Genomic DNA, 26,132 nt, shown 5'->3' on the forward strand with positions numbered 1-26,132 from the left:
GTCAGCTCTCGGGGTGATGGAGCGGGGTGCGCACGACGAGGTGCGGGGTGATGAGGCGGTGCGCCTCGCCGGGTGCGAGGGGGCGGTGGACGACGTCGTCGCCCTGCTCGCCGAGGAGGAGCTCGAGGGCGCCGGCCGCGACCGCGCCGAGGTCCTGCTCGACGCTGGAGAGGCCGACGGCGCCGGCGACCGGGGTGTTGTCGAAGCCGACGATCGGAAGGCTCGGCCGGCCGGCCGCGACGGCCGCCATCGAGGCGCCGAGGGCGAGGGAGTCGGAGACGCAGACGAGCCCGTCGACGCCGGGGTTCGCTTCGAGGAAGGCGATCGCCGCGGAGCGCGCGCGCTGCACGTCGTCCTCGGCCTCCGCGACGAGGAGGGGCGCACCGGCGAAGCGCTCCGCCATCACCCGCTCCCAGCCGCTGCGGCGGTCGTCACCGGTCGCTGAGCCGTCCGGCCAGCCGAAGAAGGCGATCCGGGAGCAGCCCTCGTCGGCGAGATGCGCGGTGGCCTGCGCGACGCCCGCGGCGCCGTCGACGTCGACCCAGAGGTGCTGCGGGTCGCCCTGGTCGTCGAGCCCCCAGGGGCGGCCGAAGGTGACGAACGGGACGCCCTGCTCGATCAGCCAGGCCGTGCGCCGGTCGCCGTAGAAGGTCGAGGTGAGCACGAAGGCGTCGACGTCGGCTCCGTCGCGGAGCTTGCCGATCCGCTCGATCTCCTCCTCGGGGCTCGCCGCCGTGTAGAGCAGGATCCGCATGCCGCGGGCGTCGGCCTGCTCGGTGACGGCGTGCAGGAAGCGGTCGAGCAGGCTGCCCGAGATCCCGTCGAGCACGCGGTCCATCCGGACGCCGATCGTCCCCGACTTGCGGGTGCGCAGGCGGCGGGCGGAGGCGTGCGGCCGGTAGTTGAGCTCGCCGATCGCCTTCTCGACCCGCTCCCGCGTGCTCTCGCGCACGATCTGCGGGCTGTTCAGCACGTTCGAGACGGTCTGGCGTGAGACACCGGCAGCGCGGGCGACGTCCTCGACGGTCGGCAGTGCCATGCGTCCTCCTCGACGGGTGTGGTGCTCGGGCTTGATCGTTCAAATCCCCGTGGACCGAATTATTTGATCGATCAAATTCCTGGGTAATGTTACCTGCGGCGACGGCGCTGTCAACCGGCCGTACGCTCCAGTACCGACGATCCAGTGAGGAGTCGACCGTGACGACCGACCGCGACGACCGCCCCCGCCCGCCCCGGCAGCCCCTGCTGAACGACGCCGTCGTCCTGCTCCGGGCGCCCACCCAGCTCTGGAGCGACGACGCCGGCGAGCTCGGCGCCCTGCCCGCGCACGGGCTCTACCACGGCGACGTGCGAGTGCTGGCGGGCCTGCGCCTGCTCGTCGGCGGAGAGCCGCTGGAATCGATCGCGGTCGGCCGCGACGGCGCCTCCTCCGCGCGCTTCACCGCCCTCGCGCGCCACCTCGACGACGACGCCGCCGACCCGCGCCTACGCGTCGTGCGCCTCCGCACGGTCACCGCCGGTGGGCTCGAGGAGCGGATCCGCCTCGAGTCGGCGCTGCCCGACTCCGTCGCCACCACGGTCGAGCTCGAGCTCGACCCCGACTTCTCGCTTGTGCACGTGGTGAAGGCAGGGCTGCGCGACGAGACCGCTGTGGCGACCGCCGTCGACGGCTCCTCCCTGGTCTGGACGCACGCGGGCGCCCGAGCCGAGGTGCGTGCCGAGGGCGCCGCGGTCTCGTCCGGTGGCACGCTCTCCTGGAACGTTGTCGTCCCGGCCCGCGGCGCGGTCGAGGTGTCCTGGAGCATCGCGATGACCGACTCCGCGGCCGTCGTCGGCGCCGCCCCCGGCCCCGCGGAGTGGTCGGGCGCCGTGGTCGAGGCCGGCGACTCGCGGCTCGCCTCCTGGTGCCGCGCCGCCCTCGATGACCTCGACGCCCTGCGGATGGTGACCCTCGAGCGGCCGGATGAGCCGTTCCTCGCCGCCGGCGCGCCGTGGTTCTTCACGCTGTTCGGCCGCGACTCGCTCTGGGCCGCGCGGATGCTCCTCCCGCTCGGCACCGAGCTGGCCGGCTCGACGCTGCGGGTCCTGGCGGGGCTGCAGGGCACCGAGCACGTCGCCGAGACGGCCGAGCAGCCGGGCAAGATCATGCACGAGCTGCGCTCGACGACGCTCGAGATCCCGGGCGAGGGCGTCTCGCTGCCGCCGCTCTACTTCGGCACCGTCGACGCGACCGCGCTCTGGGTCTGCCTGCTGCACGACGCCTGGCGCTGGGGGCTCGCTGACGCCGAGGTCGAGGCGCTGCTCCCGGCGCTCGAGGCGGCGCTGCGCTGGCTCCGCGACGAGGGCGATTCCGACGGCGACGGGTTCCTCGAGTACGTCGACACCACCGGCCACGGCCTCGCGAACCAGGGCTGGAAGGACTCGGGCGACTCGATCCAGTGGCGCGACGGCAGCCTGGCCGAGGGTCCGATCGCGCTCTGCGAGGTGCAGGCCTACGCCCACGAGGCGGCGGTCGGCGGCGCGGCGCTGCTCGAGCACTTCGGCCGGGACGGAGCGCAGTGGCGGGCGTACGCCGCCGCACTCAAGGACCGCTTCACCGGCGCCTTCTGGATCGACGACGCGGACGGCGGGCATCCGGCGATCGCCCTGGACGCGGCCAAGCGCCCGGTCGACACCGTCACCAGCAACATCGGGCACCTGCTCGGCACCGGGATCCTGCAGCCGGAGCAGGCGGCCCGCGTGGCGCAGCTGCTCGGCTCCCCCGAGCTCGACTCGGGCTACGGGCTGCGCACTCTGTCGACCGACTCCGGCGGCTACTGGCCGCTCTCCTACCACGGCGGCTCGGTCTGGGCCCACGACACCGCGATCGCCGTGACGGGGCTCGCCCGCGAGGGCTTCGGAGCGGAGGCGACCGCGCTGTCCCGCGGACTGCTCGCCGCCGCCGAGGGCTTCGGCTACCGGATGCCCGAGCTGCACTCCGGCGACGCCGCGGCCGAGGTGGCGGAGCCCGTGCCGTACCCCGCCGCCTGCCGCCCGCAGGCGTGGTCGGCGGCCGCCTCGATCGCCGTGCTCTCGGCCGCGCTCGGCCTCGCCCCCGGCGGCGGGACGCTCGTCGTCGCCCCGATCACGCCCGCCCTCGCCGGCTCGATCCGCGTCGACGGGATCCGCTACCGCGGCTCCGTCGTCCCCATCGACTGGCGCGACGCCCACTGAGCGGCGAAGGCTCCGCTCTTCCTGCCGACCCAGCGGCCCTCGCCGAACGAGCGGCCCGCGCAGCGGACCGCGCCGTCCCCTTTGCTGATCGAGTAGCCCGCGCAGCGGGCGTATCGAGATCCACCACCACCAGGACATGGGCCCTGCAGACCACCGTCCCGACAACGGCGGGTCTCGATACGCCCCTGCAGGGCTACTCGACCAGCATGCAAGCGCACCGCTGCGCCGGGCGCCGCGCCCTTGCCGATCGGACAGCCCGCGAAGCGGTCCACGCCGTCATTGCGGAGTGAGCAGCCCGCGAAGCGGTCCATGCTGATCGAGTAGGCCGCGCGGCGGCCGTATCGAGATCCGCCTGCGCCGGACGCCCCGCCGTCAGGACAGCCGCGCCACGACCGCGCGGGCGATGCGCCGGCCCGAGCGGTTGGCGCCGATCGTCGACGCCGTCGGCCCGTAGCCCGCGAAGAACACGCGGGGGTCGGTGAGCGAGGCGCCGTCCACGACCGCGACTCCGCCCTCCCGCTCGCGCAGCCCGAGCGGAGCGAGGTGACGCAGCTCCGGGCGGAATCCGGTCGCCCAGATGATCGCGTCGGCGCGGGTGTAGGAGCCGTCGGGCCAGCGCACGCCGTGCGGCTCCATCGACGAGAACATGCCGCGCTCGTGCAGCACGCCGCGCTCGATCCCCGCCACCACGCGCCGCGTGCGCTGCACCCCGGTGCCGCCGACGATGCTCGGCAGCGCGCGCCCGGCCCGCGCCGCGCGGTCCTGCTCGGCCACCGCCTCCACCGCGGACTCCAGCGCGAGCTGCTCGCCGTCCTGGTACACGACCGGACGCCGCGTGGCCCAGGTGAGCGAGCGGGCGACCCGCTCGAGCTCGAGCAGGAAGCCGATCGCGGAGGTCCCACCGCCCACCACGATCACCTGCTGCCCGGCGAAGTCGGCGGCGCTCAGGTACTCGGTCGTGTCGATCTGCACGCCCTCGAATCGCTCGCGACCCGGGTAGTACGGCAGGAACGGCGAGCCCCAGGTCCCGGTGGCGTTGACCAGGATCCGCGCCTGCTCGCCGCCGGCGTCGGTCTCCACGACGAGCGGCGCGGTCCTGTCGCCCGTCGTCGCACTGCTGACGCTGCGCACCGCCTCAGGCCGCCGCACCGCGAGCTCGTAGGCGCTCTCGTAGGCCTCGTAGTACTCGGTGACGACGTCGCGCGCGGGCCGTCGTCGGTCGGCGGTCGCGAACGACAGGCCGAGCCGGTCCATCCCGGGCAGGTCGTGCACCCGGTGCGCGGAGCCGAGCCGGAGCGCCTCCCAGCGGAACTGCCAGGCACCGCCGGCGCGCGGCCCGCGGTCGAGGAGGGCGAAGTCGACGCCCGGGCGCAGGCCCAAACGGCGGAGGTAGAACGCGACCGAGAGCCCCGCCTGACCGGCGCCGATCACGACGACGGGCCGCGGATCGAGCGCACTGTCCACGGTGCTCCCCACGCGGTAAGGAGGCGCCGCCCGCTCCGCTGCTCGCGCACAGGGGGGCCGGTGCCTCGTCTGCTAAACTACCGGCTAGATTTCATACTTCCTGTCTGCTTCTTTTTCTCCAGCCGGCTCACCGCCCGTCTGGCCTGTCATCGTGAGGGGGTCACCCATGGGGCGCGGCCGTCAGAAGGCAAAGAACACCAAGATCGCTCGGGAGCTGAAGTCGTTCAGCCCAACGGTCGATTACAGTGCGCTCGAGCGCGAGCTCAGCCACCCGGACGAGCCGGACTACTCGAAGTGGATCGACGACGAGGACGAGGGCGACGACACCGACCTCGTCGAGGAGCAGCACCAGAAGCGTGCCTGATCCCTCCTCCGCCGCGGGGGCGCTCGAGTCGAGCGACCCCGCGGCTTCTGCGTTCCCGGAGCAGTCTGTGCTCGCGGGGCGATCCGCCGGCTCGGAGCAGTCCGCATCGGCGGAGCAGTCCGAGCAGCACGGCCGCGTCGAGCAGCTGTCCACCCGGGTCGCCTACGAGACCCCGTGGATCCGCGTCCGCGAGGACGAGGTGCGCTGGCCCGGCGGCGTCGAGGGCGTCTACTCGGTCGTCGAGCGCGCCGACTACGCCCTGATCGTCCCGCGGGAGCGCGACGGCTTCTGGCTGGTCGAGCAGTACCGCTACCCGATCGGCCGCCGCACCTGGGAGTTCCCGTCCGGCGGCTGGCCGCACAGCTCGCCGGGCGGCGACGCGGAGGCTCTCGCCCGCGCCGAGCTGCGCGAGGAGACCGGTCTGCGCGCGGGGCGGCTCCGCCCGCTCGGCCGCCTCAGCGAGGCCGACGGCTTCGTCGCGCAGTCGTTCGACGTCTTCCTCGCCGAGGATCTCGAGCACGGCGAGCCCGAGCGCGAGGAGACTGAGCAGGACATGCGCCAGCAGTGGTTCTCCGACGCCGAGGTGGCCGCGATGGTCCGCTCCGGGGCGATCATCGGCACCTCCGACGTGGCCGCGCTGGGGCTGTTCTGGCTCGACCGGGGGCTCGGCTCCTGAGCGCGCCGACCGCGTCGGCGACCGCGATGTCGAGTGCGATGTCGGTGGTCGCTGCGAGGATGCCGCGATGAACCCCGTCGCCGCGCCGTCGCCCGTGTGGCACTCCGAGACGCGCGGCCGCGACCTCGACGAGGCGCGCGCGTTCTACTCCCGCGGCTACAACGGGTCGGGCTTCCGCGCCGAGCGGACCCGCGTCCCGTTCGCCTACCGCTACGCGTCGACCGGTCCCGGCCCGGTGAGCCTGCACGCCGCCTCCTTCCTCGGCTCGGTCCGCGGCACGGTCGAGCCCACCGGCGTCTACGTGGTGCTCTGGCTCAACGACGGCCGCGCCAGCCTCGACCTCGGTCGCGATGAGAACCGCCTGGTCGCCGGCCGCCCCGCGATGTTCCCCTCCGGGCGCCCGTTCGGCTTCGAGACGAGCGAGTACCGCGACGCGCTCGTCCACTTCGACGCCGCCTACCTCGAGCGCGCCGCCGCCGAGCTGCACGGCACCGATCCCGGCCCGATCCGCTTCGCTCCCCTCGCCCACGCGCCGGCGCCGTGGTGGGCCGCGGTGCGCGTCCTCCGCGACACCCTCACGGTGCCGACGGCGCCCTCGTCCCTCCAGCGCGAGGCCGCGTCGCAGGTCGCCGCCACGGCCGTGTTGCAGGCCTTCGCGCACCGCGTCGTCCCGCTGCCCTCCGCGCCGCCCTCGGTGAGCGCCCGGCGGCTGCGGCGGGCGGTCGAGTTCGTGCACGCGAACGCCGACCTCCCCCTCGGCGTCGCCGACATCGCCGACGCGGCCGGGCTCACCGTGCGCGGCGTGCAGCTCGCCTTCCAGCGCGCCTACGCGCTGACCCCGCGGCAGTACCTGCGCGGCGTCCGCCTCGACCTCGCCCGCGACGAGCTGCTCGCCGGGCAGCCGCAGACCCTCGTCGTCGGCGAGGTGGCCGCGCACTGGGGCTTCATCAGCGGCGGCCGATTCGCCCAGCACTACACGCAGCGCTTCGGCGAGCTGCCGAGCGAGACCCTGCGGCGCTGAGCCCGCGACTCCCGGGCTGCCGCGCCGGCCGCGGCACCCGGCTCCGTGGCGCAGAACCGGCAGTGCCGGCCGCGGGGTGACGACTGCATCCCGCCGACCAGCGGTGCCGACCCAGCGGTGCCGACCCAGCGGTGCCGCCTCGCTGCGTCATCCCCGCGCACGCCGCTGCGACGCTGGCCGCACGACGAGGACTCCGCCGCAGCGACCCCGCGCGGGCGCTCCGAGGCGTAGTGTCCGAAGTCCACCCGCGGAACGACCCGCGGGTCCGCGTCGATGGAGCCGCGATGTTCGAACCCGAAGGATCCGCGCGCCCGGTCGCCCGGATCGTCTCTGTGACCGCAGCGCTGCTGATCGGTGCCGTCCTGGTCGGCGGCGCGGTCGGGGCCGCGGTCGCCCTGGCCCTCTATCTCCCGAGCGCGCTCGCCGCCGGAGCGCTCGACCCGTCCGCGCTGGTCGGCTTCGGGATGCTGATGGGCGTCGCCTCCGGTGCCGGCCTCGGCGCGGTGGGCGGCCTCGGCGCGATCGCCGGCATGGTCACCGTCCGCGCGATGAGCCGTCGGAGCGGCGCCTTCATCGCCGGGACAAGCGTCGGCGCCGCGTTCGGCGTGCTGATCCTCGCCGCGAACCTGCTGGTCAGCCGCGACGCCGCGACCTGGATCACCGCACTGCTCGCCACCGCGGCCGCCTTCCTCCTCTGCGCCTGGGGCTCCTGGCTGCTGACCCGCCACGAGCACTCCTGGGAGCGCGCCCACGCCCCCGAGCGCCTGCGTCCGCCCGAGCGGCCCGCCGCCCCGGGCGCCTCACCGTCCCGGAGCCGCCACCGCCCGGCCTGACGCGGGCCCGCCCTCCGCCCCACCTCCGGCACGCGAGACCACCCCCGGCACGCCGGAACAGCCGATTCCCACGAGCCGAGGCGCGTTCCACGAGCCGAAAGTCGAGCCGGACCGCCGCGCGTCAGCCCGCGTACGAGCCGACCAGGCGCACCGCGCCGCCGTCGACGCCCTTGGCGCCCTGCTCGAAGCCGTCGAGCGAGCGCTCGCTCAGCGACACGCGCCCCGCGACCCAGGACGGCACGCCCGACGCCTCGAGCGCCGCGATCACCGCGGGCGCCGAGTCGGCGTCGACCACGGCGAACATGCCGATGCCGAGGTTCCAGGTGCCCTCGGTGCTCTCGAGCGTCGCCCCCGACATCGCGGCGAGCGCCCGGAACACCTCGGCCGGGCTCCAGCTGGACCGCTCGACCTCGACCCAGGAGCCGCGCGGCAGCACGCGCGCCAGGTTCGCCGCGATCCCGCCGCCGGTCACGTGGCTGATGGAGTGCACGCCCGCGCCGAGCGCCTCGTCCTCGAGCACGCGGAGCAGCGGCGCCGTGTAGAGGCGCGTCGGCTCGAGCAGCACCTCGCCCACGACTCCCCCGAGCTCGGCGGAGGTGTCGGTGAAGAGGATCCCCTTCTCGGCGAGGATGTGCCGCACGAGCGAGTAGCCGTTGGAGTGCAGTCCGGAGGAGGCCATCGCGATCACCAGGTCGCCGTCGCGCACCCGGTCGGCGCCGCGCACCGCGTCCGCCTCGACCGCGCCGACGGCGGCACCCGCCACGTCGTAGTCGTCCGGCCCGAGGAGCCCCGGGTGCTCCGCGGTCTCGCCGCCGACCAGCGCCGTGCCGGTGGCCGAGCAGGCGCGGGCGATCCCTGCGACGATGTCGGCGATACGCGCGGGGACGACCTTGCCGCAGGCGATGTAGTCGGTCATGAAGAGCGGGCGGGCACCGACCACGACGATGTCGTCGACGACCATGCCGACGAGGTCCTGCCCGATGGTGTCGTGCTTGTCGATCGCCTGCGCGATGGCGACCTTCGTGCCGACACCGTCGGTCGAGGTCGCGAGCAGCGGCGCCCGGAAGTCCTTGAGGAACGAGACGTCGTAGAGGCCGGCGAACCCGCCGACTCCCCCGAGCACGTTGCGGTCGTGGGTGGCCGACACCGCCGCCTTCATCAGCTCGACGGCGAGGTCGCCGGCCGCCGTGTCGACTCCCGCGCGGGCGTAGCTGCTCGTCTCGTTGCTCACGCGACGACCCTACCGAAGGCCCGCGCCACGCAGACGCTGAGATCCGCCGGGGACGACTCGCGATCCTCGTCTGCGCCAGGATCGTCTCCGTGCCGCTCGCTCCCGCCCTGCCCGCCGACCTCGGCGCACTCCGCGCCTTCCTCTCGGAAGCGGATCTCACCCTCGCGGGCCTCGAGGACCACTCGGTCCGGCTCTGGATCGACCGCCGCGAGGACGGGACGATCTGCGGCAGCACCGGCTTCGAGCTCAGTGCAGACGGTGCTCACGCACTGATCCGCAGTGTCGCGGTCTCGGCCGATCGCCGGAGGACGGGTGCCGGGACGTCCCTCGCGCGATACGCGCTGAGAGCGGCCGCGGAGAGCGGGGCCACCGAGGCCTGGCTGTTCTCCCGCCGCTCGGGCGCCTTCTGGCGGACGCTCGGCTTCACGCCCGCCGATCGCGCCGCGCTGACGGAGGCCCTCCCCGGCGCGCACCAGGTCGTCCTCTTCGCGAGGTCGGGACAGCTCGAGAACGAGGTCGCCTGGCGGCGGTCGCTGCGCGATCGACCCCTCGCCGAGCCGGAGGAGTCGCCCCCGCACGGCGGGGCCGGCCGCAGCTGAGACGCGCTCCCGAGGAGCAGCCGCAGCGCACCCCCTTCAGGGGTTGATCTGGGAATCGCAGCAGACGCGGTGATGGTTGCGTTGCCATGATCGGCGCAGTCCCCCTCCCTCCGGGACGGCATCGTGCTCCACGCCGTCCTCCGCGCCCCCTGAGGAATCCTGATGCCCGACTCCGCCTCCCCGTCCGGCTCGCCGCTCCGCCGGCGCTCGATCGTGGCGGCCGCCGCCTGGACGATCCCCACGGTCGCCGCGGTCGTCTCTTCGCCCCTCGCCTCCGCCTCGTCCCCGCCCGAGCCCGTCGGACCGCCCGACCTGCTCGACGTGACCGGCTTCGAGAGCGTCCGCTGCGACGTCGTGCCGGCCGGCACGGTCCTGTTCCGGGCCCTCGACGGCACGTCTCCCGCGGCGAGGGGCGGCTCGGTGACCGTCTCGCTCCCGCCCGGACTGAGCTTCTCCGCCGGCGGCACCTCCGCCGTGGTGGCCGTCGGCGTGGAGGGCGCCGTCTCCGTGCCGGCGTTCACAGCCTCGGGCTCCGCGGGCTCGTACACGATCACGGCCGCCTACGGGACGGCGATCGCCTCCGCGCAGGGGACGGTGCGGGCGAGCCCGGGCCAGGTGGTGGAGCTCACCCGCTCTCCCGGCGGAGCGAATCAGCGGCCGACGTTCTCCACCGCCGCCGTGCCGGGGCTCGTCGACGGCGTCCACGGGGCGATCTCCGGCGACGAGGTGGCCGCCAGCGCGGGCCGGAACGCCGCCGTGCTGACCGCCGACGGCCGGGTGCGCTACTGGGGAGCGAACCTCGGCGCTCCGGTCACGGCTCCGGGAACCCTGACGTCCGCCGGAGCCGCGGTCACGGGCATGGTCTTCATCGACACCTGGACCTGCGTGCAGGCCGGCATCACCTCCGCCGGCGGCGTGGCAGCCGGCGTCAGCGCGGACTCCGTCCACCAGTGGTTCCGCACCGGGACCGGCACAGGGCCCCTCACGGTCCTGGCCGTCACCGGCGTCACCGGCACGGTCCTCGCCGCGGAGTCGAACGACGGCTACAGCTACGCCGTCACGAGCGCCGGCCTGCACTGGTGGGCCAACGCGACCTCGGGCGACCGGGTCGCCGCCACCGTCGTCGCGGACACCGCCGGGGCGTCGGCGATCAGCACCTGGAGCTACCGCCGGGCCGACGGCGCCCTCGTCTTCGGCGGCGGGATCCTCCTCGCCGACGGCAGCGTGAGCGTCTGGAACGGCAGCCACGCGCTCACCGCCCTGGTCGGCGCCCCGGCGGACATCGTCGAGTTCCAGGCCGGCCAGCTGTCCGTGTACGCCCTCACCGGCTCCGGCGAGCTGTGGACGCAGGGGGCCGCGTTCACCTCGTCGCCCGGCGGTGCGGGCTGGATCCTGCGCGCGGAGAACGTGGCGACGACCCACGCCTGGTCCGTCGACGGCTACACCGGCGGCGTGTACGTCACCACGGCGGGAGCGGTCGCGCAGTTCTTCGCCGCGCAGCCCGCCGGCAACGCCTATCGCACGGAGGCGAGGACGATCCCCGCGGGCGTCGCCCTGACCAAGGTGTTCAGCACGGACGGCACCTACCTGGCCCTGGCCTCGAACGCGACCGTCTACGCCTGGGGCGGCAACCTCGACAACTCCGGCCGCTCGCAGCCCGCCCTCGTCGCCGGAGTCGCGAACGCCACCGACCTCAACGCCTGGGGCTTCCACGGTCCGTCCTACGTCGGCGGCGGGTACGTCATCTCCTCGATCGGCTGCTGACGCCGGCCGATCCGCCCACGCAACGACCCCCGAGCGCCCCCGCCCGGGCGGATCCGCCGGGAGCGAACCGTTAGGGGATGCGTCCTCCGCGTGCCAGGATGGACCGTCAATCCCCCCTGCTATCCCCTTGGGAGCCCCTCCGGCATGTGCGGAATCGTTGGGATCGTGTCCTCCGGGCCGGTCAACCAGTCCATCTACGACAGCCTCTCCCTCCTGCAGCACCGCGGCCAGGACTCGACCGGCATCGCGACCGCCGACGGCAGCACGCTGCACATCAAGAAGGCGGCGGGGCAGGTCCGCGAGGCGTTCCGCACCCGCGACATGCGCTCGCTGCTCGGCACGATGGGCCTCGGGCACGTCCGCTACGCCACCAAGGGCAACGCTGAGCGCGAGGAGGAGGCGCAGCCGTTCTACGTGAACGCGCCGTACGGCATCATCCTCATCCACAACGGCAACCTGACGAACACGCGCGAGCTCACCGAGGAGCTCTTCACCGTCGACCGCCGCCACCTCAACACCACCTCCGACACCGAGCTGCTGGTCAACGTGCTCGCGAACGAGCTGCAGGCCTCCATCTCGGGCCGCGACCTCGACGCGGACGAGGTGTTCGACGCGGTCTCCCGCGTGCACGAGCGCGTCGAGGGCTCCTACGCCACGATCGCGCTCATCGCCGGCCACGGGCTGCTCGCGTTCCGCGACCCGTTCGGCATCCGGCCGCTGATCGTCGGCCGCCGCTTCAATGTGAACGGGCCGGACGACTGGGTGGTCGCCTCCGAGTCGCTCGTCCTCGAGGCGCAGGGCTTCGAGATCGTCCGCGACGTCGCTCCCGGTGAGGCGATCTTCATCACGCCCGACGGCCGGATGACCAGCCGCCAGTGCGCGAAGAACCCGCGCCTCATCCCCTGCTCGTTCGAGTACGTCTACCTCGCGCGCCCCGACTCGATCCTCTCCGGCATCTCGGTCTACGAGGCCCGGCTGCGCCTCGGCGACCGCCTGGCCGACACCATCGCGGAGTACACGCCGGGCGGAGCGATCGACGTGGTCATGCCGATCCCGGACTCCTCGCGCCCCGCCGCCATGCAGGTCGCGCAGAAGCTCGGCATCCCGTACCGCGAGGGCTTCTACAAGAACCGCTACGTCGGCCGGACCTTCATCATGCCCGGGCAGGCGGTGCGCAAGAAGTCGGTGCGGCAGAAGCTCAACGCGATGTCGAGCGAGTTCAAGGGCAAGAACGTGCTGATCGTCGACGACTCGATCGTGCGCGGCACGACGTCGAAGGAGATCGTCGACATGGCCCGCACGGCCGGCGCGAACAGCGTCACCTTCGCCTCGGCGGCGCCGCCGGTGCGCTACCCGCACGTCTACGGCATCAACATGCCGTCGCGGCAGGAGCTCGTCGCGCACAACCGCCGGATCCCCGAGATCTCGGAGGCGATCGGCGCCGACTACCTGATCTACCAGGAGGTCGCCGACATGAAGGCGGCGATCCTGGAGGGGTCGGACGTCACCGACCTCGAGACGAGCTGCTTCACGGGCGAGTACGTCACCGGCACCGTCACGCCCGAGTACCTCGACTGGGTCGAGCGCACGCAGCTGAGCTGACGCTGGGAGAGCGCGCATCCGGCAGGCACAGCGCCCGGATGCGCGCAACGGGGTGCCCTGCGGCGGAGGATCGTCCATGATCGTGGGGCGCCGCTCCGTGCGCCCGAGACGAGGAGTCCCCGTGATCTACCGCCTGCTGCCCCTGCTCCTGACGTTCATCGCGGGTCGCCTGAAGAAGTCGCAGAAGGCCAAGCGCGCCACGCAGAACGCCGCGCGCTCGACGAGCCGCAGCAGCCGCAAGCGCCGCTGACCGCTGCGCTTGTAGAGCGTCGTCTCTAGCGCGTCGAGGCGTCCGGCTCCGTGCCGGGCGCCTCGTTCTCGTCCGGGGCGTCGTCCGGCTCGTCGTCCGGCTCGTCGGCGTCCATCTCACGGGCGACCGTGCGCTCGGCCGTGGCGCGGACGACGCGGCGGCCGACGACCCGGTCGAGGATCACGACGAGGAGGGCGGCGAGGCCGCCGAAGATCGTGACGAACAGCAGCAGGCTGAAGCCGAACACCTGCGCCTGGCTGAAGCCCTCGGTCTCGGGCAGCGCGAAGGTGAGCACGAACGCGACGATCGCGCCGATGCCGGCGCCGAGCGCGAGGATGCGCCAGACCCGCGGCGAGCGGCGGACGTCGACCTCCTCGCGGGTGATCTCGACGTCGTCGGGGCGCGGCGAGGAGTCGAGCGGATCGGTCATGCCTCCATTCTCCCCCGTGCCCGGCCGCGCGCGGGCCGAGTGGCGAGGCGGCGGCGGATCGGGTAGCGCGCGGTGCGAGCGGGGCACCCTCTGCTGATCGAGGAGCGGCAGCATGCTGATCGAGTAGCCGGCGGAGCCGGCGTATCGAGATCCACCGTCGTCAGGACGGTGGTCTGCCGCATGTTGATCTAGTGGCCGACGAAGTCGGCGTATCGAGATCCGCTGTCGTTCGGTGGGCGGGTCTCGATACGCCGCTGCGCGGCTACTCGACCAGCAATAAGGGGGCGCCGCGCCGCGGCTCCGCGGCCGGCCACGAGGGGCGCCGCCTCGCGGCTCCGCGGCCCGTCATGAGGGGGCGCCGCATCGCGGCTCCGCACGCGCGGCTCCGCGGCGGCGGTCAGACGGAGTGGAGGAGGCGGCCGGCCTGCGCGCGGAGCTCGCGGACGACGGTCCGCACGGAGAGCCGCTCGGCGCGGTCCGGGCGCATCAGGGCGACGATGTGCCGCACGGAGTTCACGCCGCGCAGGGGCTTCACGACGATGCCGGCCGTGCCCGCGGTGTAGCGCGGGACCACGGCGATGCCGAGGCCGGCCGCGACGAACGCCTCCGTCACGCGCGTCGAGGCGAACCGCTGCTCGACCCGCACCGGCTCGCCCGAGGTGGTCTCGATCTCCTGCATGATCCGCTCGAACGGGAAGCCGTCGGGCACGCCGATCCAGGTCTCGCCGACGAGGTCGCCGGCCGTCACGGTCGCGCGGTCGGCGAGCCGGTGGCCGAGCGGCAACGCGATGTCGAGCGGCTCGACCATCAGCTCGGCCATCGCGAGTCCGTGCCCGGCCCAGGCGCTGCGGCCGGTGGGCGAGTGCGCGAGCACGATGTCGAAGTCGGCGGTGAGGTCGAGGAACTCGTCGGTCCCCGGGTCCGCGTCCTCGCAGTGCACCACGAGCCCCTCGACGCTGCGCAGCGCGACGAGCGCCTCCGGCAGCAGCATCTGCCCCGCTGTCGGGAAGGTCGCGATCGTCACTTCGCCGATCGGGTTGTTCTTGAAGGTCTGCCAGACCGCGTCGGCGCGTTCGAGCGCGGTCGCGATCTCGGTGGCGCTGCGGGCCAGCTCGCGGCCTGCGGCGGTGAGGACGACGCCGCGGCCCGAGCGCTCGATCAGCGGCACTCCGGCCTCCCGCTCGAGCACCTTGAGCTGCTGCGACACCGCGGACGGAGTGCGGTGCGTCGCCGCCGCCACCGCGGTGATCGAGCGCCGCATCGAGAGCTCCCGGAGCAGTTCCAGCCGTCGCACGTCCATGAAGGAAAGCTACACGTCAGGGCAAGAACAGTGCGATTGTCCTAAGGAACAGAAGGACCGAGAGTGGACGTTGTACAGAGCATCCCGGCGGATGGATCGCCAAACCTGGCAGACACGTCGGAGCAACGAAAGGCAGAACACTCATGAGCATCGCAATCCTCGTCGTCCTCGGTGCCGTCGCCGCATGGGGCACGGTGTCGACGGTGCTCGTCGCCAGCCGCGACGGATACCGTCAGGTCCCCGTCCGCCACTGAGCCTCGCGCTCCGCGACAGCACCTCATCGCGTTCCGACGCCGTCTCCCCCTGCGGGAGGCGGCGTTCTCGCGTCTCCAGGGGTCCTGCCTGTGATCACCGCGTCCCCTGAACGCGGAAGAGGCCCCGCGGCGCGAACCGCGGGGCCTCTCCTGTGCGAGTGCTACTTCGCGGCGGTGCGGCGGCGCAGGCGCGCCACGGTCATGCCGAGTCCGAGCAGCAGCGCCGCGGCACCGGCCGCGAAGGCCGGAGTCGCGTCGACGCCGGTCGCGGCGAGGTGCTTCGTCGGCCCGCCCGAGGCGCCGGGCACGGCAGGAGCCGTCGTCGCCGGCGTCGTCGGGATGACGGTCTCGGTGGGCTCCGGAGTCGGGGTCGGGGTCGGCGTGGTGCCGGCGTCCTCGGTCACCGTGAAGGTGTAGCTCAGCGTGACGCCGTTCGACGGCAGCGCGAACGCGAACTCGTGCTCACCCTCGGCGAGGTCGGCGGAGACCGGGACGGTCACCGTCGCCTTGCCCTGCTCGCCGTTGTCGGACGCGAAGGTGTGGTCGATCGGAGCGCGCGACGTCTCGACGCCGTCGACGCTCACGACGACCTCGGTGTCGAGGCTCGCAGGATCGACGTTGTTCACGTCGAGCGAGGAGAGGTCGAACGTGAACTCGTCCGCGCCCTCCGCCGAGGTCTCGTGCACGCCGACACCGCGGGTCGCCGTGTCGGGCGAGACCGGCGAGTTCTCGGCGAAGTAGTCCTCGAGGACCTGCACGTCACCGCGACCGGAGTCGGCGACGGACGACGCCTCGGTGAAGCCGGTGAAGCCGTCTCCACCCGAGAAGAAGAAGCTCGGGCCGACGACCGTGAACGACTCGTCCGGGGTGATCGCCTCACCCTGATAGAACATCTCGTCGACGCGCTGGCCCCATGCCGCCGTGGGGTCGTAGGTGTAGGAGAAGCCGGCCGAGACGCCGAGGCGCAGGTCGGTGGCGCGGTCGGGGATGTCCGCCCCGCGGCCCGCGTACGCCCACTGCTCCTCCAGCACCGTCTCGATCTGAGCACCGGTCATGACGCCGCTGAAGATCGTGTTGCCGAAGGGCTGGAGCGTGTACAGCTCAGCCACGGAGACGTTGCCGTCGGGGTCGGTCGCTCCGCCCGAGGCGTAGAGCAGGTCGGTGCGCACGCCGCCCGGGTTCATGAAGGCGATCTCGGACCCGATGTCCGAGGTCTCGCTCAGCATCGCGTCGGCGAGGAGGTTGCCCGCGGCGGACTGCGCCGCGCGGTTCTCGTTGCCCTTGTCGACGGGTCCGTAGACGGTGTCGCTGCCGCGGAAGATGTCGCCGGTGATGCTGCCGGCCGAGACCTCGCCCAGCGGAGCCGCCTCGGCGACGGCCGTGGCGACGGTGGCCGCGACCTCGGGATCCTCCGGGTAGACGAGGGCGCCGTCGACGACCAGCGGGATCAGATCGCCGGTGACGGAGTACTCGGAGGTGTCCTTGTCGTAGGTGACGCTGACGTGGCCGAGGTTGGAGCCGTAGACGCCGGTCTCGAGGACCGGGATGAGCTTGCCGTCGATGTCGACCGTCCGGTCGTAGACGGCGTGGGTGTGGCCGGTGATGAACGCGTCCGCACGGGAGCCGACTCCGTTCACGATCTTCGCGAGCACCGACGTCGGGTCGGCGAAGGTGGAGGGGGCGTCCACGGTGGCGCCGCCGACGAAGTCTCCGTCCGAGCCGCCCTCGTGCATGACGACCATGAGGACGTCGGCCTCGCCGTTGGCCTCGTCGCCGTCGGTCAGCTCGTCGGCGACGGCGTTCACCGAGGCGACGATCGGGCGCACGTCGAGGGTGGCGATGCCGGCCGGGTCCACCAGCGTCGGGAGCGCCTCGGTGGTCGCTCCGATGAAGCCGACGGTCACACCGTCGAAGGTCTGCAGGTCGTACGGCGCGTAGGCGTGCTCCTCCGTGCCCTTCTCGAAGAGGTTCGACGAGATGTAATCCCAGTCGGCGGCCGGGACGATGCGGTCGTCGAGGTCGGCACGGCCCTTGTCGAACTCGTGGTTGCCGACGGCGCTCGCGCTGAGGCCGATCTGGTTGAGGACGTCGATCGTCGGCTGGTCATCCGCGACCGCCGAGACGAAGGGGGAGGCGCTGACGTTGTCACCGGCCGACACCAGCGTGGAACCGCCCGGGTTCTGCGCGGCGAGGGTGGCGTAGGCGGTCGCGATGGACGCGGCTCCGGCCTCGCCACTCGCGGGGTCGGACTCGATGTGACCGTGGAAGTCGTTCATCGTGTAGACGTCGATGACGGTCTCGTCGGCGGCCTGCGCAGGCGCGGCGGCGAGAAGAGCCGCCCCGGCGACCGCGCTGACGGCGGCGACGGAGACGAGTCGGGAGAGGCCGCGTCGGCCGTGTGTTTCACTTCGCATCGAGAGGAGAGCTCCAAGCATCGAGCGGCTTTTCGGAGAGAACTCCTGCCGCATGAGGGGGACTTTCCCAGACAAGCCGAGGAAACCGCTCCCGTCAATCTCGGTCCGGAGCGGCGAGGGTGCGTTTACGAGAAGTTAACTCCGCTGCACGCGCGGTCAGAGCTGCCGGAGCAGCGGGAGGAACGGCGAGAGGTCGGCGCGCACGCCCGAGGCGTGGATGCGACCGCTCGCGAGGCCGTCCGCCCAGGGCAGCGAGCCGGTGGCGAGCGGCAGCCAGGTGGCGGCGTCCATCTCGATCACGTTCGGGGGCGTGCCGCGGGTGTGGCCCGGGCCCTCGACGCACTGCGCGGCGCCGAACGGCGGCACGCGGACCTCGACGCTGCGGCCCGGCACGTTCGTCTCGATGATCTGCAGGAGGAAGCGCACGGCGGTCGCGGTCGTGTTGCGGTCGGCCCCGCCGGCGAGCGCCGCCCGCACGGCGTCCTGCCCGGTCGCCTCGTCGATCTTCCCCTTGGCCATGCGTCCAGTCTGCCGTGCCGCCCGGCGCCCCCCGTGTCTGCCGACTTCCGCCAGATGCCACTTGTGAGCGCGACACGCCGCAGAAGGCGCGCACAAGTGGCATCTCGCGGAGGTGGAGAGGGGCGCACGGCGACGGGGCGCGCGCCGGGCGGGGGCATTGCGGGGCGGGCCTATCCTGTCAGGGTGAAGATCCTCGTCCTCGGCTCGGGTGCCCGTGAGCACGCCATCATCACCGCTCTGCTCGCGGAGGAGGAGGCGCACGAGATCATCGCCGCCCCCGGCAACGCGGGGATCGCCCGGGACGTCGAGGTCATCCACTTCGACACCAACAGCCCGCGCCTGGTCAGCGACTTCGCGGTCGAGCAGGGCATCGAGCTCGTCGTCATCGGCCCGGAGGCGCCCCTCGTCGCGGGAGTCGCCGACGCCCTGCGCCGCCGCCGCATCCCCACCTTCGGCCCGGACCGCGCGGCCGCCGCCCTCGAGGGCTCGAAGACCTTCGCCAAGCGCGTGATGGACATGGCCCGCGTCCCCACCGGCCGGGCGACGCGCGTCTCGACCCTCGTCGACGCCACGCGCGTCATCGACGAGTTCGGCGCCCCCTACGTGGTGAAGGCCGACGGCCTCGCCGCCGGCAAGGGCGTGCTCGTGACCGAGTCGCGCACCGCCGCCGTCGCGCACGCCGAGTTCTGGCTGCAGTCCGGCGACGTGCTGATCGAGGAGTTCCTGGCCGGCCAGGAGGTCTCGCTCTTCCTCCTCTCCGACGGCCACGACGTCGTCCCGCTCTCGCCCGCCCAGGACTACAAGCGCCTCGCCGACGGCGACGAGGGTCCGAACACCGGCGGCATGGGCGCCTACTCCCCGCTCCCCTGGCTCGCCGACCGCTGGGAGAGCGAGCGCGCCTTCGTCGACGAGGTCATCGACACCGTCGCGATGCCGACCATCCGCCAGCTCGAGCGCGAGCGCACCCCGTTCGTCGGACTCCTCTACTGCGGCCTCATCGTCACCGAGGCCGGCATCCGCGTGATCGAGTTCAACGCCCGCTTCGGCGACCCCGAGACGCAGGTCGTGCTGCCGCGCCTGGTGTCGCCCCTCTCCGCGCTGCTCTTCGCTGCGGCGACCGGCGCGCTCGCCTCCGTGCCGTGGCCGGCCTTCTCGGAGGAGGTCGCCGTCACCGTCGTGCTCGCCAGCGAGGGCTACCCCGAGAACGCCGCGACCGGCCGCGCGCTCGGCGGCCTGGAGGCGGCGGCCGAGGTCCCCGGCGTCACGATCGCGCACGCCGCGACCCAGCTCGTCGACGGCCGCTTCGTCGCCACCGGCGGCCGGGTGCTCAACGTCGTCGCCCTCGGCGCCGACTTCGCCGAGGCGCGCGAGCGGGCGTACCGCGCCCTCGACCTGATCACGCTCGACGGCGGCCAGTACCGCCGCGACATCGCGCTCCGCGTCGCCGGGCACTGACCCTCCGGCGCCCGGCCGGGCCTCAGCTCAGCCCGGGAAGCGGTGGCTGTAGAGGACGCTCTCGTCCGCGAACACATCGGGGTCCGCGTTCGGGTGAAGGAACGGGTGCAGCTCGATCATTCCCCGGGCGAAACCGCGCAGCCAGGCTGAGATCTCTGGAGTGACGGAACGTACCGAGGCTCGGATCACGGACAGGCCGTTCTCGTCGGTCCCGTCCAGGAGTGCAGCGACCTGCCACGCGATCGTCCTCTCGACCAGCTCCTCTCGCGCTCGATCGAGGTCGGCGCGACTCCACGGCGAAGCGACCAGCGTCAGCGCTGAGCCGTGCACAGGCTCCAGTCGTGGTCGGACCGACTCGGGATCGGCAGCCGAGACGATCACCCGCCATCGCCCGTCCTCGGCCCGGAGATATCTGCGGCTGTCGATCTCTCCGCTCTCGAGCATCTCGGCTTCACGGGCAGCGGACCGCGCGTCAGGATCCGGTCTCTGCACGGAGGACCTCTTCGAGGAGCGGAGGGACGGCGAACGGTCGAAGACGTCCTCCACGCGGTGATGCCGTACGGCCGCGACCCGGAAGTCGGAGCCGGACAGCGAGCCGAGGGCCGCGATCACCCCGCTTCCCGCGGGAAGGCGATCGCCGACGAGTCTCAGCCCGTGCCGATGGACCGTCGAGATCCACTCACCCGTCCGTACTTGCGCCTCCCTGTGCGATCTCCGCTGTACGAGCCGGTACTCGCCGTCCAGCTCGACGAGCACGCCGATTGCGGAAAGGAGCTGCTCCTCCATCATGATCGACGCACCTCTCTCAGCTCGTCCGACCGGAGGGACACGACCACCCATTCGACGATGCGCGCGGCGGCGTCCGCCCACGCAGCAGAATCGAACGCCCGGCCGCTTGCGGCGAAGAAGTCTCCTTGCACTCCGTCGTAGACGACCATCTCGTGGGGAAGGCCTGCAATCGAGAGTGCATCGTGAACGCGCTGATGCGCAGAGACGGTCACTGAATCCTGTCGGGAATGCAGATCGAGGATGGGCAATCCATGGAGAAGCTGGACCTCGACGTTCTGCCCGGACGGAACACTCACGAAGACCGCCGACCTGAGCCGATCGCTCACCTCCGGGAGTGAATCCCAGACGGGAGTCGAGCGATGACCGAACGCCACGAGAGCCATCTGCTCACCCGAAAGCGAGGAGTCGATCTCCTGCGAGAGGAGTGAAGCGTCATCGAGGAAGGCAGCACTCACTCCGGACCGCGCGAGGGAATCGGAGAGCGACGCGAACTCCTCCGCCGAGAAGCCCGGAGCTACGACGACCACCGTGCCCAGATGGCCGTTCTCGTCAGCCGGCTCTCGTGAGCAGGACACCGGCGCGAGCGCGCAGAGGACGATGACCACCCCTGCCAGGACGCTAGACGGTCTGCCGAACGACACGGTCGACGCACGAGTAGTCGTATCGGACCCAGAGCCAGTGCCGATCATTCGACTCCCGCTCGGAGCAGTAGGACTCCCGGTGATAGGCGAAGCGGACGACGTACTGGGTCCGGTAGGACTCGCAGGTCTCTTTCGAGCGAAAGTCGTCTCGGAGAAGGGTGTAGCCGGGCTTGCCTGCCGCAAGCGTGATCACTCCCTCGGAACGGGATTCGATGTTCGTGACGTCCGAGACGATGACAGCACCTCCGCTCGATGAGCCGGGTGCGGACAGCGTGCTGGGCGCGCCGATGGCAACGACCAGTGCCGCCGCCGAGGCGAGTGCGAGCAATGCCGTCTTGCGATTCGAGGTCTTCATCCGGTCCTCCGAGAGATTTGTACGGCACAGCCCGTCCATACCGATGTGATGACCGAGATGCTCTCGCAGATGCGCGAAGAAGTGACGGGCCGACGCCCGACGAGGGTTCGGTGGCGCGAGAACGACGCCTGGCCCACCAGAAGTCGTCGTGCCCGCAGGCCCGGTGCGACGACTTCTGGAAAGTGGACCCGTGGGCGGGGGGGCGCTCCTCAGAAGTCGTCGCAGCGGGAGTGCGAGTACGACGACTCTTGGAGAGCGGAGCGGGGCAGCAGGGGGTCAGGCGGTGCGCAGGGGCGTGCGGCGGGTCGCGGACCACCAGAGCGCCGCGCAGCCGAGGACGACGGCGCTGCACAGGGCCATGACGGTGCGCGGCTCGAAGAGCAGGATCCCGAGCGAGACCAGGGCCTGGCTGAGGGCGATCGCGAGCATGGCGACCATGGTGTCGACGGCGAAGACGCGGCCGCGCAGGTCGTTCGCGGTGATCGACTGCAGGCCGTAGCCGCTGAGACTCGCGTTCATGCTGCCCCCGATGTGGGCGATCAGGACGAGGGCGATCGCGAGGACGACCGAGGTGCTGATCGACACCAGGGCGTAGCCGAGGCCGAAGAGGAGCACGGCGCCGACGATCCCGCCGCGCAGGTCGGGCGAGCGCTCCGCCGCGAACCGCGCGACGCGGGGCCCGATCACGGCACCGACGCCGCGCGCGGCGAAGAGGAGACTCACGGCGACGGCGGGGTCCGCCGCCATCGTCAGAGCCAGCGCCGGGAAGAGCGCGATGGCGCCGTTGCCGAGGTGGCTGCCGGGCTTCGCCAGCAGCAGGGCCGGGATCCGCCGGTCGGAGCGGCAGAAGGCGGCGACCTCGCGGACGTCGCGGGCGAAGCGGGCCGCTCCTCCGCGGCGCCCGGCCTCGCGCTCGGCCCCCTGCCCCGCCCCGCGCTCGGCGCCGCGCGCCGCGGGCAGACCGAGCAGCAGCAGCGCGGAGAACCCGTAGGCGCCGGCGGTGATCGCGAAGCAGAAGTACGGCGAGACGAGCGCGGAGGCGATGCCGCCGAGGGAGGCGCCGAGCGCGAGCATGACGCCCCAGACCGAGTTCAGCCCGGTGCTCGCGACGAGGAGGCTCTCCCGCGGCACGATCTGCGGGACGATCGCGTTCACGGCCGGGGTGAAGAACGCCTTCCCCGCCGCGAGCAGCGCGAAGGTGAGCACCGCGAGCCACGCCGTCCCCGCCGACTGCAGCAGGAACAGCGGCAGCACGGCGAGCGCCGACCCCGCCTGCGCGGCGACCAGCACCGTCCGGCGCGACGTGCGGTCGACGAGCCCGCCGGCCCAGAGCGAGAGCACGGCGATGACCGCGGTCTCGGCCGCGAGCAGCAGTGCGCCGAGGGCGCCGTCGCCGGTGAGGCGCTGGAGCAGGACGATCAGCGGGATCATCGTGAACCAGTCGCCGCCCTGGCTGACGATCTGGGCGAGGAAGACGCGGCGGTAGTCCGGGTTCGCCCGCAGGATCCGCCGGACGCTCTCGCGCGGAGGCGTCATCGCGGCGGGGTCCGGCCGGTCGGGTCGTGGCCGGGGGCGTCGCTGCGGATCGCCGCGAGGTCGCTCCGCCGGAACCGCGCGACCATCACCGCGTCCTCCTCCGAGAGCTCGTGGAGCGGCCCCGCGGGCAGGACATCGGGGAAGCCGCACGTCCGGGCGGTCATCGGGTGCCTCCGCCGGCGCCGGTGGGGCGCGGCCGGAGCTCGACGGCGAGCGTGAGCACGGTCCCGGTGCCGAGGTCCAGGCGGTGGACGCCGGACGGGAGGGAGCGCACCTTGGGGACGCAGACCTCGGCGAGGATCGAGCGCGCGCCGAGGACGGTCCGCTTCTGCTCCGAACGCAGGACCAGCTCGGTCGAGAGGGTCGCGTTCACGATCTGGCAGCAGTCGGCCGGCACGGTGACGACGCGGCCCGGCTCGGTGCAGATCAGGACGACGCCGACGTCCGTGCGGAGCAGGAGCACGCCGTCCCGGTCGCTCTCGCGGTGGGCACCGGCGCCGTGGTGCAGGAGCGCGCGGTACCAGCGGTGCACGCGGAGGAGGCAGACGCGCTGACCCGGATCGAGCGCGGTCAGATCGCGGCCCCAGGCGGGGACTCCCCCGGCGATCATCCGCAGGGCGATGACGCACACCTCGGCGGGCGACGCCGAGCGGGGGAAGGTCTGGTAGTCGTTCAGCCCCGGCATGCCCCGGGCCTGGAGGTAGTCCATCCGCGCGAGGTTGGTCCGCGACGCGTACGGGGAGTCGCTGCCGCGCACGACCGAGCCGAGTCCGGCGACGGCCGCGGTGGCGTGGTCCTGCCTCATCTCGACGACGACCGGCCGCGGCTGCGCCTCGGTGATCGCCGCGCACTCGGCGAGGACGCGGTGCAGTCCGACGATCGTCGAGCCGAGGTCGTGCGCGTGCTCGGGGGACTCGCACTCCTCGGACGGCAGCAGGTCGACGAGGTCGTACGCGATGCCGTCGAAGGGGTGGCGCCGGAAGAGGTCCCGCACGACCTCGACCATGACCCGCCGTGCCCGCTCGCTGCGGAAGCACAGCGAGGAGGACATCGTCGGGTTCAGGATCGGGACGCCGAGAGCGTCCTGGACGAGGAGGTCGCCGACCCTCCCGAACGCCGCGGAGGCCGGACCGACGGCGTGCGGGGCGCACCAGACGATCACCCGGCTGCCGAGCGCGTGGATCGACTCGATCAGCCCCGGCAGGTCCGGGTACCTGACCGGGTCGGCGGTCCAGTCGCCGATGTCCGTCGGCAGGTCGTCGCTCGAGTCCGGTCCGCGGCCGGACCAGCCGTCGTCGATGACGATGTTCGAGATCCCCAGCTCCGCGGCGACGCGGGCGTTGCGCAGGACGAGCTCCTGCGTGACGTGCTCGGAGCTCCAGTCGACCCGGGTGCACCAGTGCGGCTCGAGCGCCTCGGGGCGGGTGGAGTAGCGCACGTCCAGGGCCTGCCGCTCGCAGGCGGAGAACCGCCGCAGCACGGAGCGCCAGTCGGCGTGCTGCGACGCGGGGAGGACGGCGATCCAGAACCGGTGCACGGCCTCGCCGTCGTCACCGGTCTCCGCGGTGTCGGCGAGGTGGAGCAGCGTGAACTCCACCCGCAGCCGGCGGACGTGCGCGTTCAGCGCCCGGTTCGAGGCGGGCTCGTGCAGGGTGATGTCCATCTCCGTGGGCGCAGCGATCACGCCCACGCCGTGCGCGCCGCCGCCGAGTCGCTCGAAGACGTGGACCGGCGTCTTCAGCGAGTCCGCGCGGACCTGGAGGTCGCCGCTGAAGCGCCAGGCGGAGACGGGGTGGCTGCTGTTCATGTGCCAGCGGCCCGTGTCCGGGACGACGACGTGGTCGAGGTTGTCGAGGGTCGTCGTGTAGACGACGCTCACCTCCCGCAGCTCGGGCCGGGCGGGGAGGAGGACCTCGAGCAGCTCGTCGCCGGCGCCGGTGAACCGCCAGCCCGCCGGGACGGGAGTGCCGTCCGCGACGACGAGGCGGCCGTCGCCGGTCGCGACCAGCACGGCGCGGAAGCCGAGGGACGTCCCGTCGTCGCGGAGGGCGCTGACCTCGACGCTGCCGGCCGCGGTGCGCCTGGGCGCGCTGTCGCTGGATCTCACGGGTGCTGCTTCCTTCGTCGGCGGTGCCCGGCGGGGGATCCGGCGCTCGAGCGGTCCGTGACCGTTCACGGAGTGCAGGGCTTCCCTCGTCCCGCGACGCAGTGATCCGCGCCGTTGCAGGCATGGTGACGTTAGCATTCGATCGCGTGCGGTGCGCTCCCCGGGGAGTCGGGTAGGGGTGCGACGGGGTGTCGTCGAACGCCACGACGTCGAGATGGGAGCGTGCGTCGGAGGGTCGTGCGTCGGGGGCGGGGCCCCTGCGTCGGAAGTGGGGGCCGTGCGTCGGGGCTGTGCTCCGGTCTTCGGCGGGGCGGCTCGGGTCAGTGCGCGGTCGCGACGATGTCGCGGAGGGCCTCGCCGAGGTCGGGGTGGGCGAAGGTGAAGCCGGCCTCCTCGAGGCGACCGGGGACGACCCAGCGGCTCTTGAGCAGCAGCTCGGATTCAGTGCGAAGGGCGAAGGTGGCCGGCTCGAGGACGAAGCGCGGGGCGGGCAGGCCGATCTTCCGGCCGACCGCGGCGCGCAGCAGGCGGGAGAGCTCGGTGTTGTCGCTCGGGTTCGGCGCGGCGAGGTTCACGGGGCCGTCGAGGGGCTGCTCCTCCAGGAAGCGGATCGAGCGGTACACGTCCTCGACGTGGATCCAGCTGAAGTGCTGGCGGCCGTGGGTCGGGCGGTACTCGTGGTGGACACCGGCCTCGCGCCGGGCGCGGGTGGCGGGCCAGCGGCCGTCGAACTGCGGGCCCCCGAGGCCGAGGCGGGCGAGCTTCAGCAGGATGCCGGTGGCCGGTCCGTCGCCGAGCACGATCGTCATGCGCAGCGCGAGGCGGCGGACGCCGGAGATCTCGCCGGCGAAGAACGCCTCCTCCCAGGCGCGCGCGACGTCGACCGAGAAGCCCTCGCCGAGCACGCCGTCCTGCTCGGTGTTGGCGCGCTCCTCCTCGTGGCGGTAGATCGTGGCCGTGCTCGCGTTCATCCAGACCGGCGGAGGTGTCGCGGCGGCCGCGACGGCGCGGTGCAGCTCCTGGGTGGTCTCGATCCTTGAGCGCAGGATCTCGGCGCGGTTCGCCGGGGTGTAGCGGCAGTCGACGCTCTTGCCGGCCAGGTTGACGAGGAGGCGGGCGCCGTCGAGCGCGCGCGTGATCGCCGCGGTGTCGCCCCAGCGGGCGTCGGGGCCGGAGCGGCCGATCCGGCGGACGGCCCAGCCGTCGGCCACGAAGCGGCGGGCGAGGTCGGTGCCGAGGAAGCCGCTCGCTCCGGCGAGGACGACGACGGGGCGCGCGGGGTCAGGCATGCGTTCATCGTGCCGCATGGCGGGCG

General features: G+C 72.9%; 24 protein-coding genes. 10 read left to right on the forward strand and 14 right to left on the reverse strand.

Features of this window, described 5'->3' with window-relative positions; translation table 11 throughout:
• Position 1 precedes the first annotated feature (1 nt).
• Positions 2-1,039, reverse strand: a complete 1,038-nt coding sequence (locus HQQ86_RS13050; protein ID WP_173288626.1) for a LacI family DNA-binding transcriptional regulator — start codon at positions 1,037-1,039, stop codon at positions 2-4.
• 158 nt (positions 1,040-1,197) lie between these two features.
• Here HQQ86_RS13050 and HQQ86_RS13055 point away from each other — a divergent pair, with 158 nt between their 5' ends.
• On the forward strand, positions 1,198-3,213 hold the full coding sequence (locus tag HQQ86_RS13055) for a glycogen debranching N-terminal domain-containing protein (protein WP_367948640.1): 2,016 nt from the start codon (positions 1,198-1,200) through the stop codon (positions 3,211-3,213).
• A gap of 372 nt (positions 3,214-3,585) precedes the next feature.
• Here HQQ86_RS13055 and HQQ86_RS13060 read toward each other — a convergent pair whose 3' ends face one another.
• Positions 3,586-4,689 carry an NAD(P)/FAD-dependent oxidoreductase gene (locus tag HQQ86_RS13060; RefSeq protein ID WP_173288628.1) on the reverse strand — a complete coding sequence of 368 codons (1,104 nt, stop codon included), beginning with the start codon at positions 4,687-4,689 and terminating at the stop codon, positions 3,586-3,588.
• Between the two features lie 154 nt (positions 4,690-4,843).
• Here HQQ86_RS13060 and HQQ86_RS13065 point away from each other — a divergent pair, with 154 nt between their 5' ends.
• From HQQ86_RS13065 to HQQ86_RS13080, 4 genes are all read left to right on the forward strand, one after another.
• A complete protein-coding gene (locus HQQ86_RS13065; protein ID WP_123448069.1) occupies positions 4,844-5,041 on the forward strand; it encodes a DUF3073 domain-containing protein in 198 nt (65 codons plus the stop codon).
• Positions 5,034-5,717: an NUDIX domain-containing protein gene (locus tag HQQ86_RS13070; RefSeq protein ID WP_367948641.1), complete on the forward strand. Its 684-nt coding sequence runs from the start codon at positions 5,034-5,036 to the stop codon at positions 5,715-5,717. The genes HQQ86_RS13065 and HQQ86_RS13070 overlap by 8 nt, the downstream gene beginning before the upstream one ends.
• Positions 5,718-5,784: 67 nt before the next feature.
• Complete coding sequence (locus tag HQQ86_RS13075; protein ID WP_173288629.1) at positions 5,785-6,738, forward strand: AraC family transcriptional regulator; 954 nt, start codon at positions 5,785-5,787, stop codon at positions 6,736-6,738.
• 284 nt (positions 6,739-7,022) lie between these two features.
• Positions 7,023-7,571, forward strand: a complete 549-nt coding sequence (locus tag HQQ86_RS13080; RefSeq protein ID WP_173288630.1) for a hypothetical protein — start codon at positions 7,023-7,025, stop codon at positions 7,569-7,571.
• A 121-nt stretch (positions 7,572-7,692) separates the two neighbouring features.
• On the opposite strand, the gene purM is transcribed toward HQQ86_RS13080, so the two are convergent.
• Positions 7,693-8,802: a phosphoribosylformylglycinamidine cyclo-ligase gene (gene purM, locus HQQ86_RS13085; protein WP_173288631.1), complete on the reverse strand. Its 1,110-nt coding sequence runs from the start codon at positions 8,800-8,802 to the stop codon at positions 7,693-7,695.
• A gap of 89 nt (positions 8,803-8,891) precedes the next feature.
• Between purM and HQQ86_RS13090 the strand changes: the two genes are divergently transcribed.
• From HQQ86_RS13090 to HQQ86_RS21800, 4 genes are all read left to right on the forward strand, one after another.
• The gene (locus HQQ86_RS13090; protein ID WP_173288632.1) at positions 8,892-9,401 is read left to right on the forward strand and encodes a GNAT family N-acetyltransferase; all 510 of its coding nucleotides are present in this window, start codon (positions 8,892-8,894) and stop codon (positions 9,399-9,401) included.
• A gap of 162 nt (positions 9,402-9,563) precedes the next feature.
• The gene (locus tag HQQ86_RS13095; protein WP_173288633.1) at positions 9,564-11,165 is read left to right on the forward strand and encodes a hypothetical protein; all 1,602 of its coding nucleotides are present in this window, start codon (positions 9,564-9,566) and stop codon (positions 11,163-11,165) included.
• 144 nt (positions 11,166-11,309) lie between these two features.
• A complete protein-coding gene (gene purF, locus HQQ86_RS13100; RefSeq protein WP_173288634.1) occupies positions 11,310-12,767 on the forward strand; it encodes an amidophosphoribosyltransferase in 1,458 nt (485 codons plus the stop codon).
• A 121-nt stretch (positions 12,768-12,888) separates the two neighbouring features.
• On the forward strand, positions 12,889-13,017 hold the full coding sequence (locus HQQ86_RS21800; protein ID WP_260303555.1) for a hypothetical protein: 129 nt from the start codon (positions 12,889-12,891) through the stop codon (positions 13,015-13,017).
• Positions 13,018-13,042: 25 nt separating this feature from the next.
• On the opposite strand, the gene HQQ86_RS13105 is transcribed toward HQQ86_RS21800, so the two are convergent.
• The 4 genes from HQQ86_RS13105 to HQQ86_RS13120 form a co-directional block, all read right to left on the reverse strand.
• Complete coding sequence (locus HQQ86_RS13105; RefSeq protein WP_173288635.1) at positions 13,043-13,447, reverse strand: hypothetical protein; 405 nt, start codon at positions 13,445-13,447, stop codon at positions 13,043-13,045.
• A gap of 397 nt (positions 13,448-13,844) precedes the next feature.
• Positions 13,845-14,747: a LysR family transcriptional regulator gene (locus tag HQQ86_RS13110; protein ID WP_173288636.1), complete on the reverse strand. Its 903-nt coding sequence runs from the start codon at positions 14,745-14,747 to the stop codon at positions 13,845-13,847.
• Between the two features lie 415 nt (positions 14,748-15,162).
• Complete coding sequence (locus tag HQQ86_RS13115) at positions 15,163-17,415, reverse strand: bifunctional UDP-sugar hydrolase/5'-nucleotidase (protein WP_173288637.1); 2,253 nt, start codon at positions 17,413-17,415, stop codon at positions 15,163-15,165.
• Positions 17,416-17,571: 156 nt separating this feature from the next.
• Entirely contained in the window at positions 17,572-17,934 is a 363-nt protein-coding gene (locus HQQ86_RS13120) for a sterol carrier family protein (protein ID WP_173288638.1), read from the reverse strand.
• Positions 17,935-18,117: 183 nt separating this feature from the next.
• On the opposite strand from HQQ86_RS13120, the gene purD reads away from it, so the two are divergent.
• Positions 18,118-19,389: a phosphoribosylamine--glycine ligase gene (gene purD, locus HQQ86_RS13125; protein ID WP_173288639.1), complete on the forward strand. Its 1,272-nt coding sequence runs from the start codon at positions 18,118-18,120 to the stop codon at positions 19,387-19,389.
• A 27-nt stretch (positions 19,390-19,416) separates the two neighbouring features.
• Here purD and HQQ86_RS13130 read toward each other — a convergent pair whose 3' ends face one another.
• The 7 genes from HQQ86_RS13130 to HQQ86_RS13160 all read right to left on the reverse strand — a co-directional run bounded on the left by HQQ86_RS13130 (position 19,417) and on the right by HQQ86_RS13160 (position 26,106).
• Positions 19,417-20,178 carry a hypothetical protein gene (locus HQQ86_RS13130; protein ID WP_173288640.1) on the reverse strand — a complete coding sequence of 254 codons (762 nt, stop codon included), beginning with the start codon at positions 20,176-20,178 and terminating at the stop codon, positions 19,417-19,419.
• The gene (locus HQQ86_RS22085) at positions 20,175-20,783 is read right to left on the reverse strand and encodes a dienelactone hydrolase family protein (protein ID WP_173288641.1); all 609 of its coding nucleotides are present in this window, start codon (positions 20,781-20,783) and stop codon (positions 20,175-20,177) included. The genes HQQ86_RS13130 and HQQ86_RS22085 overlap by 4 nt, the downstream gene beginning before the upstream one ends.
• A 13-nt stretch (positions 20,784-20,796) precedes the next feature.
• Positions 20,797-21,174, reverse strand: a complete 378-nt coding sequence (locus tag HQQ86_RS13140; RefSeq protein WP_173288642.1) for a hypothetical protein — start codon at positions 21,172-21,174, stop codon at positions 20,797-20,799.
• 276 nt (positions 21,175-21,450) lie between these two features.
• Complete coding sequence (locus HQQ86_RS13145; protein ID WP_173288643.1) at positions 21,451-22,710, reverse strand: MFS transporter; 1,260 nt, start codon at positions 22,708-22,710, stop codon at positions 21,451-21,453.
• On the reverse strand, positions 22,707-22,874 hold the full coding sequence (locus HQQ86_RS13150; RefSeq protein ID WP_173288644.1) for a hypothetical protein: 168 nt from the start codon (positions 22,872-22,874) through the stop codon (positions 22,707-22,709). Before HQQ86_RS13150 ends, HQQ86_RS13145 begins: the two co-directional genes overlap by 4 nt.
• On the reverse strand, positions 22,871-24,817 hold the full coding sequence (locus HQQ86_RS13155) for an alpha-galactosidase (RefSeq protein WP_173288645.1): 1,947 nt from the start codon (positions 24,815-24,817) through the stop codon (positions 22,871-22,873). The genes HQQ86_RS13150 and HQQ86_RS13155 overlap by 4 nt, the downstream gene beginning before the upstream one ends.
• Positions 24,818-25,137: 320 nt before the next feature.
• Positions 25,138-26,106 (reverse strand): epimerase, encoded by a 969-nt coding sequence (locus tag HQQ86_RS13160; RefSeq protein ID WP_173288646.1) that lies wholly within the window; start codon positions 26,104-26,106, stop codon positions 25,138-25,140.
• Positions 26,107-26,132: the final 26 nt, after the last annotated feature.

This window comes from Rathayibacter sp. VKM Ac-2857 (genome assembly GCF_013205025.1).
GTDB lineage: Bacteria > Actinomycetota > Actinomycetes > Actinomycetales > Microbacteriaceae > Rathayibacter.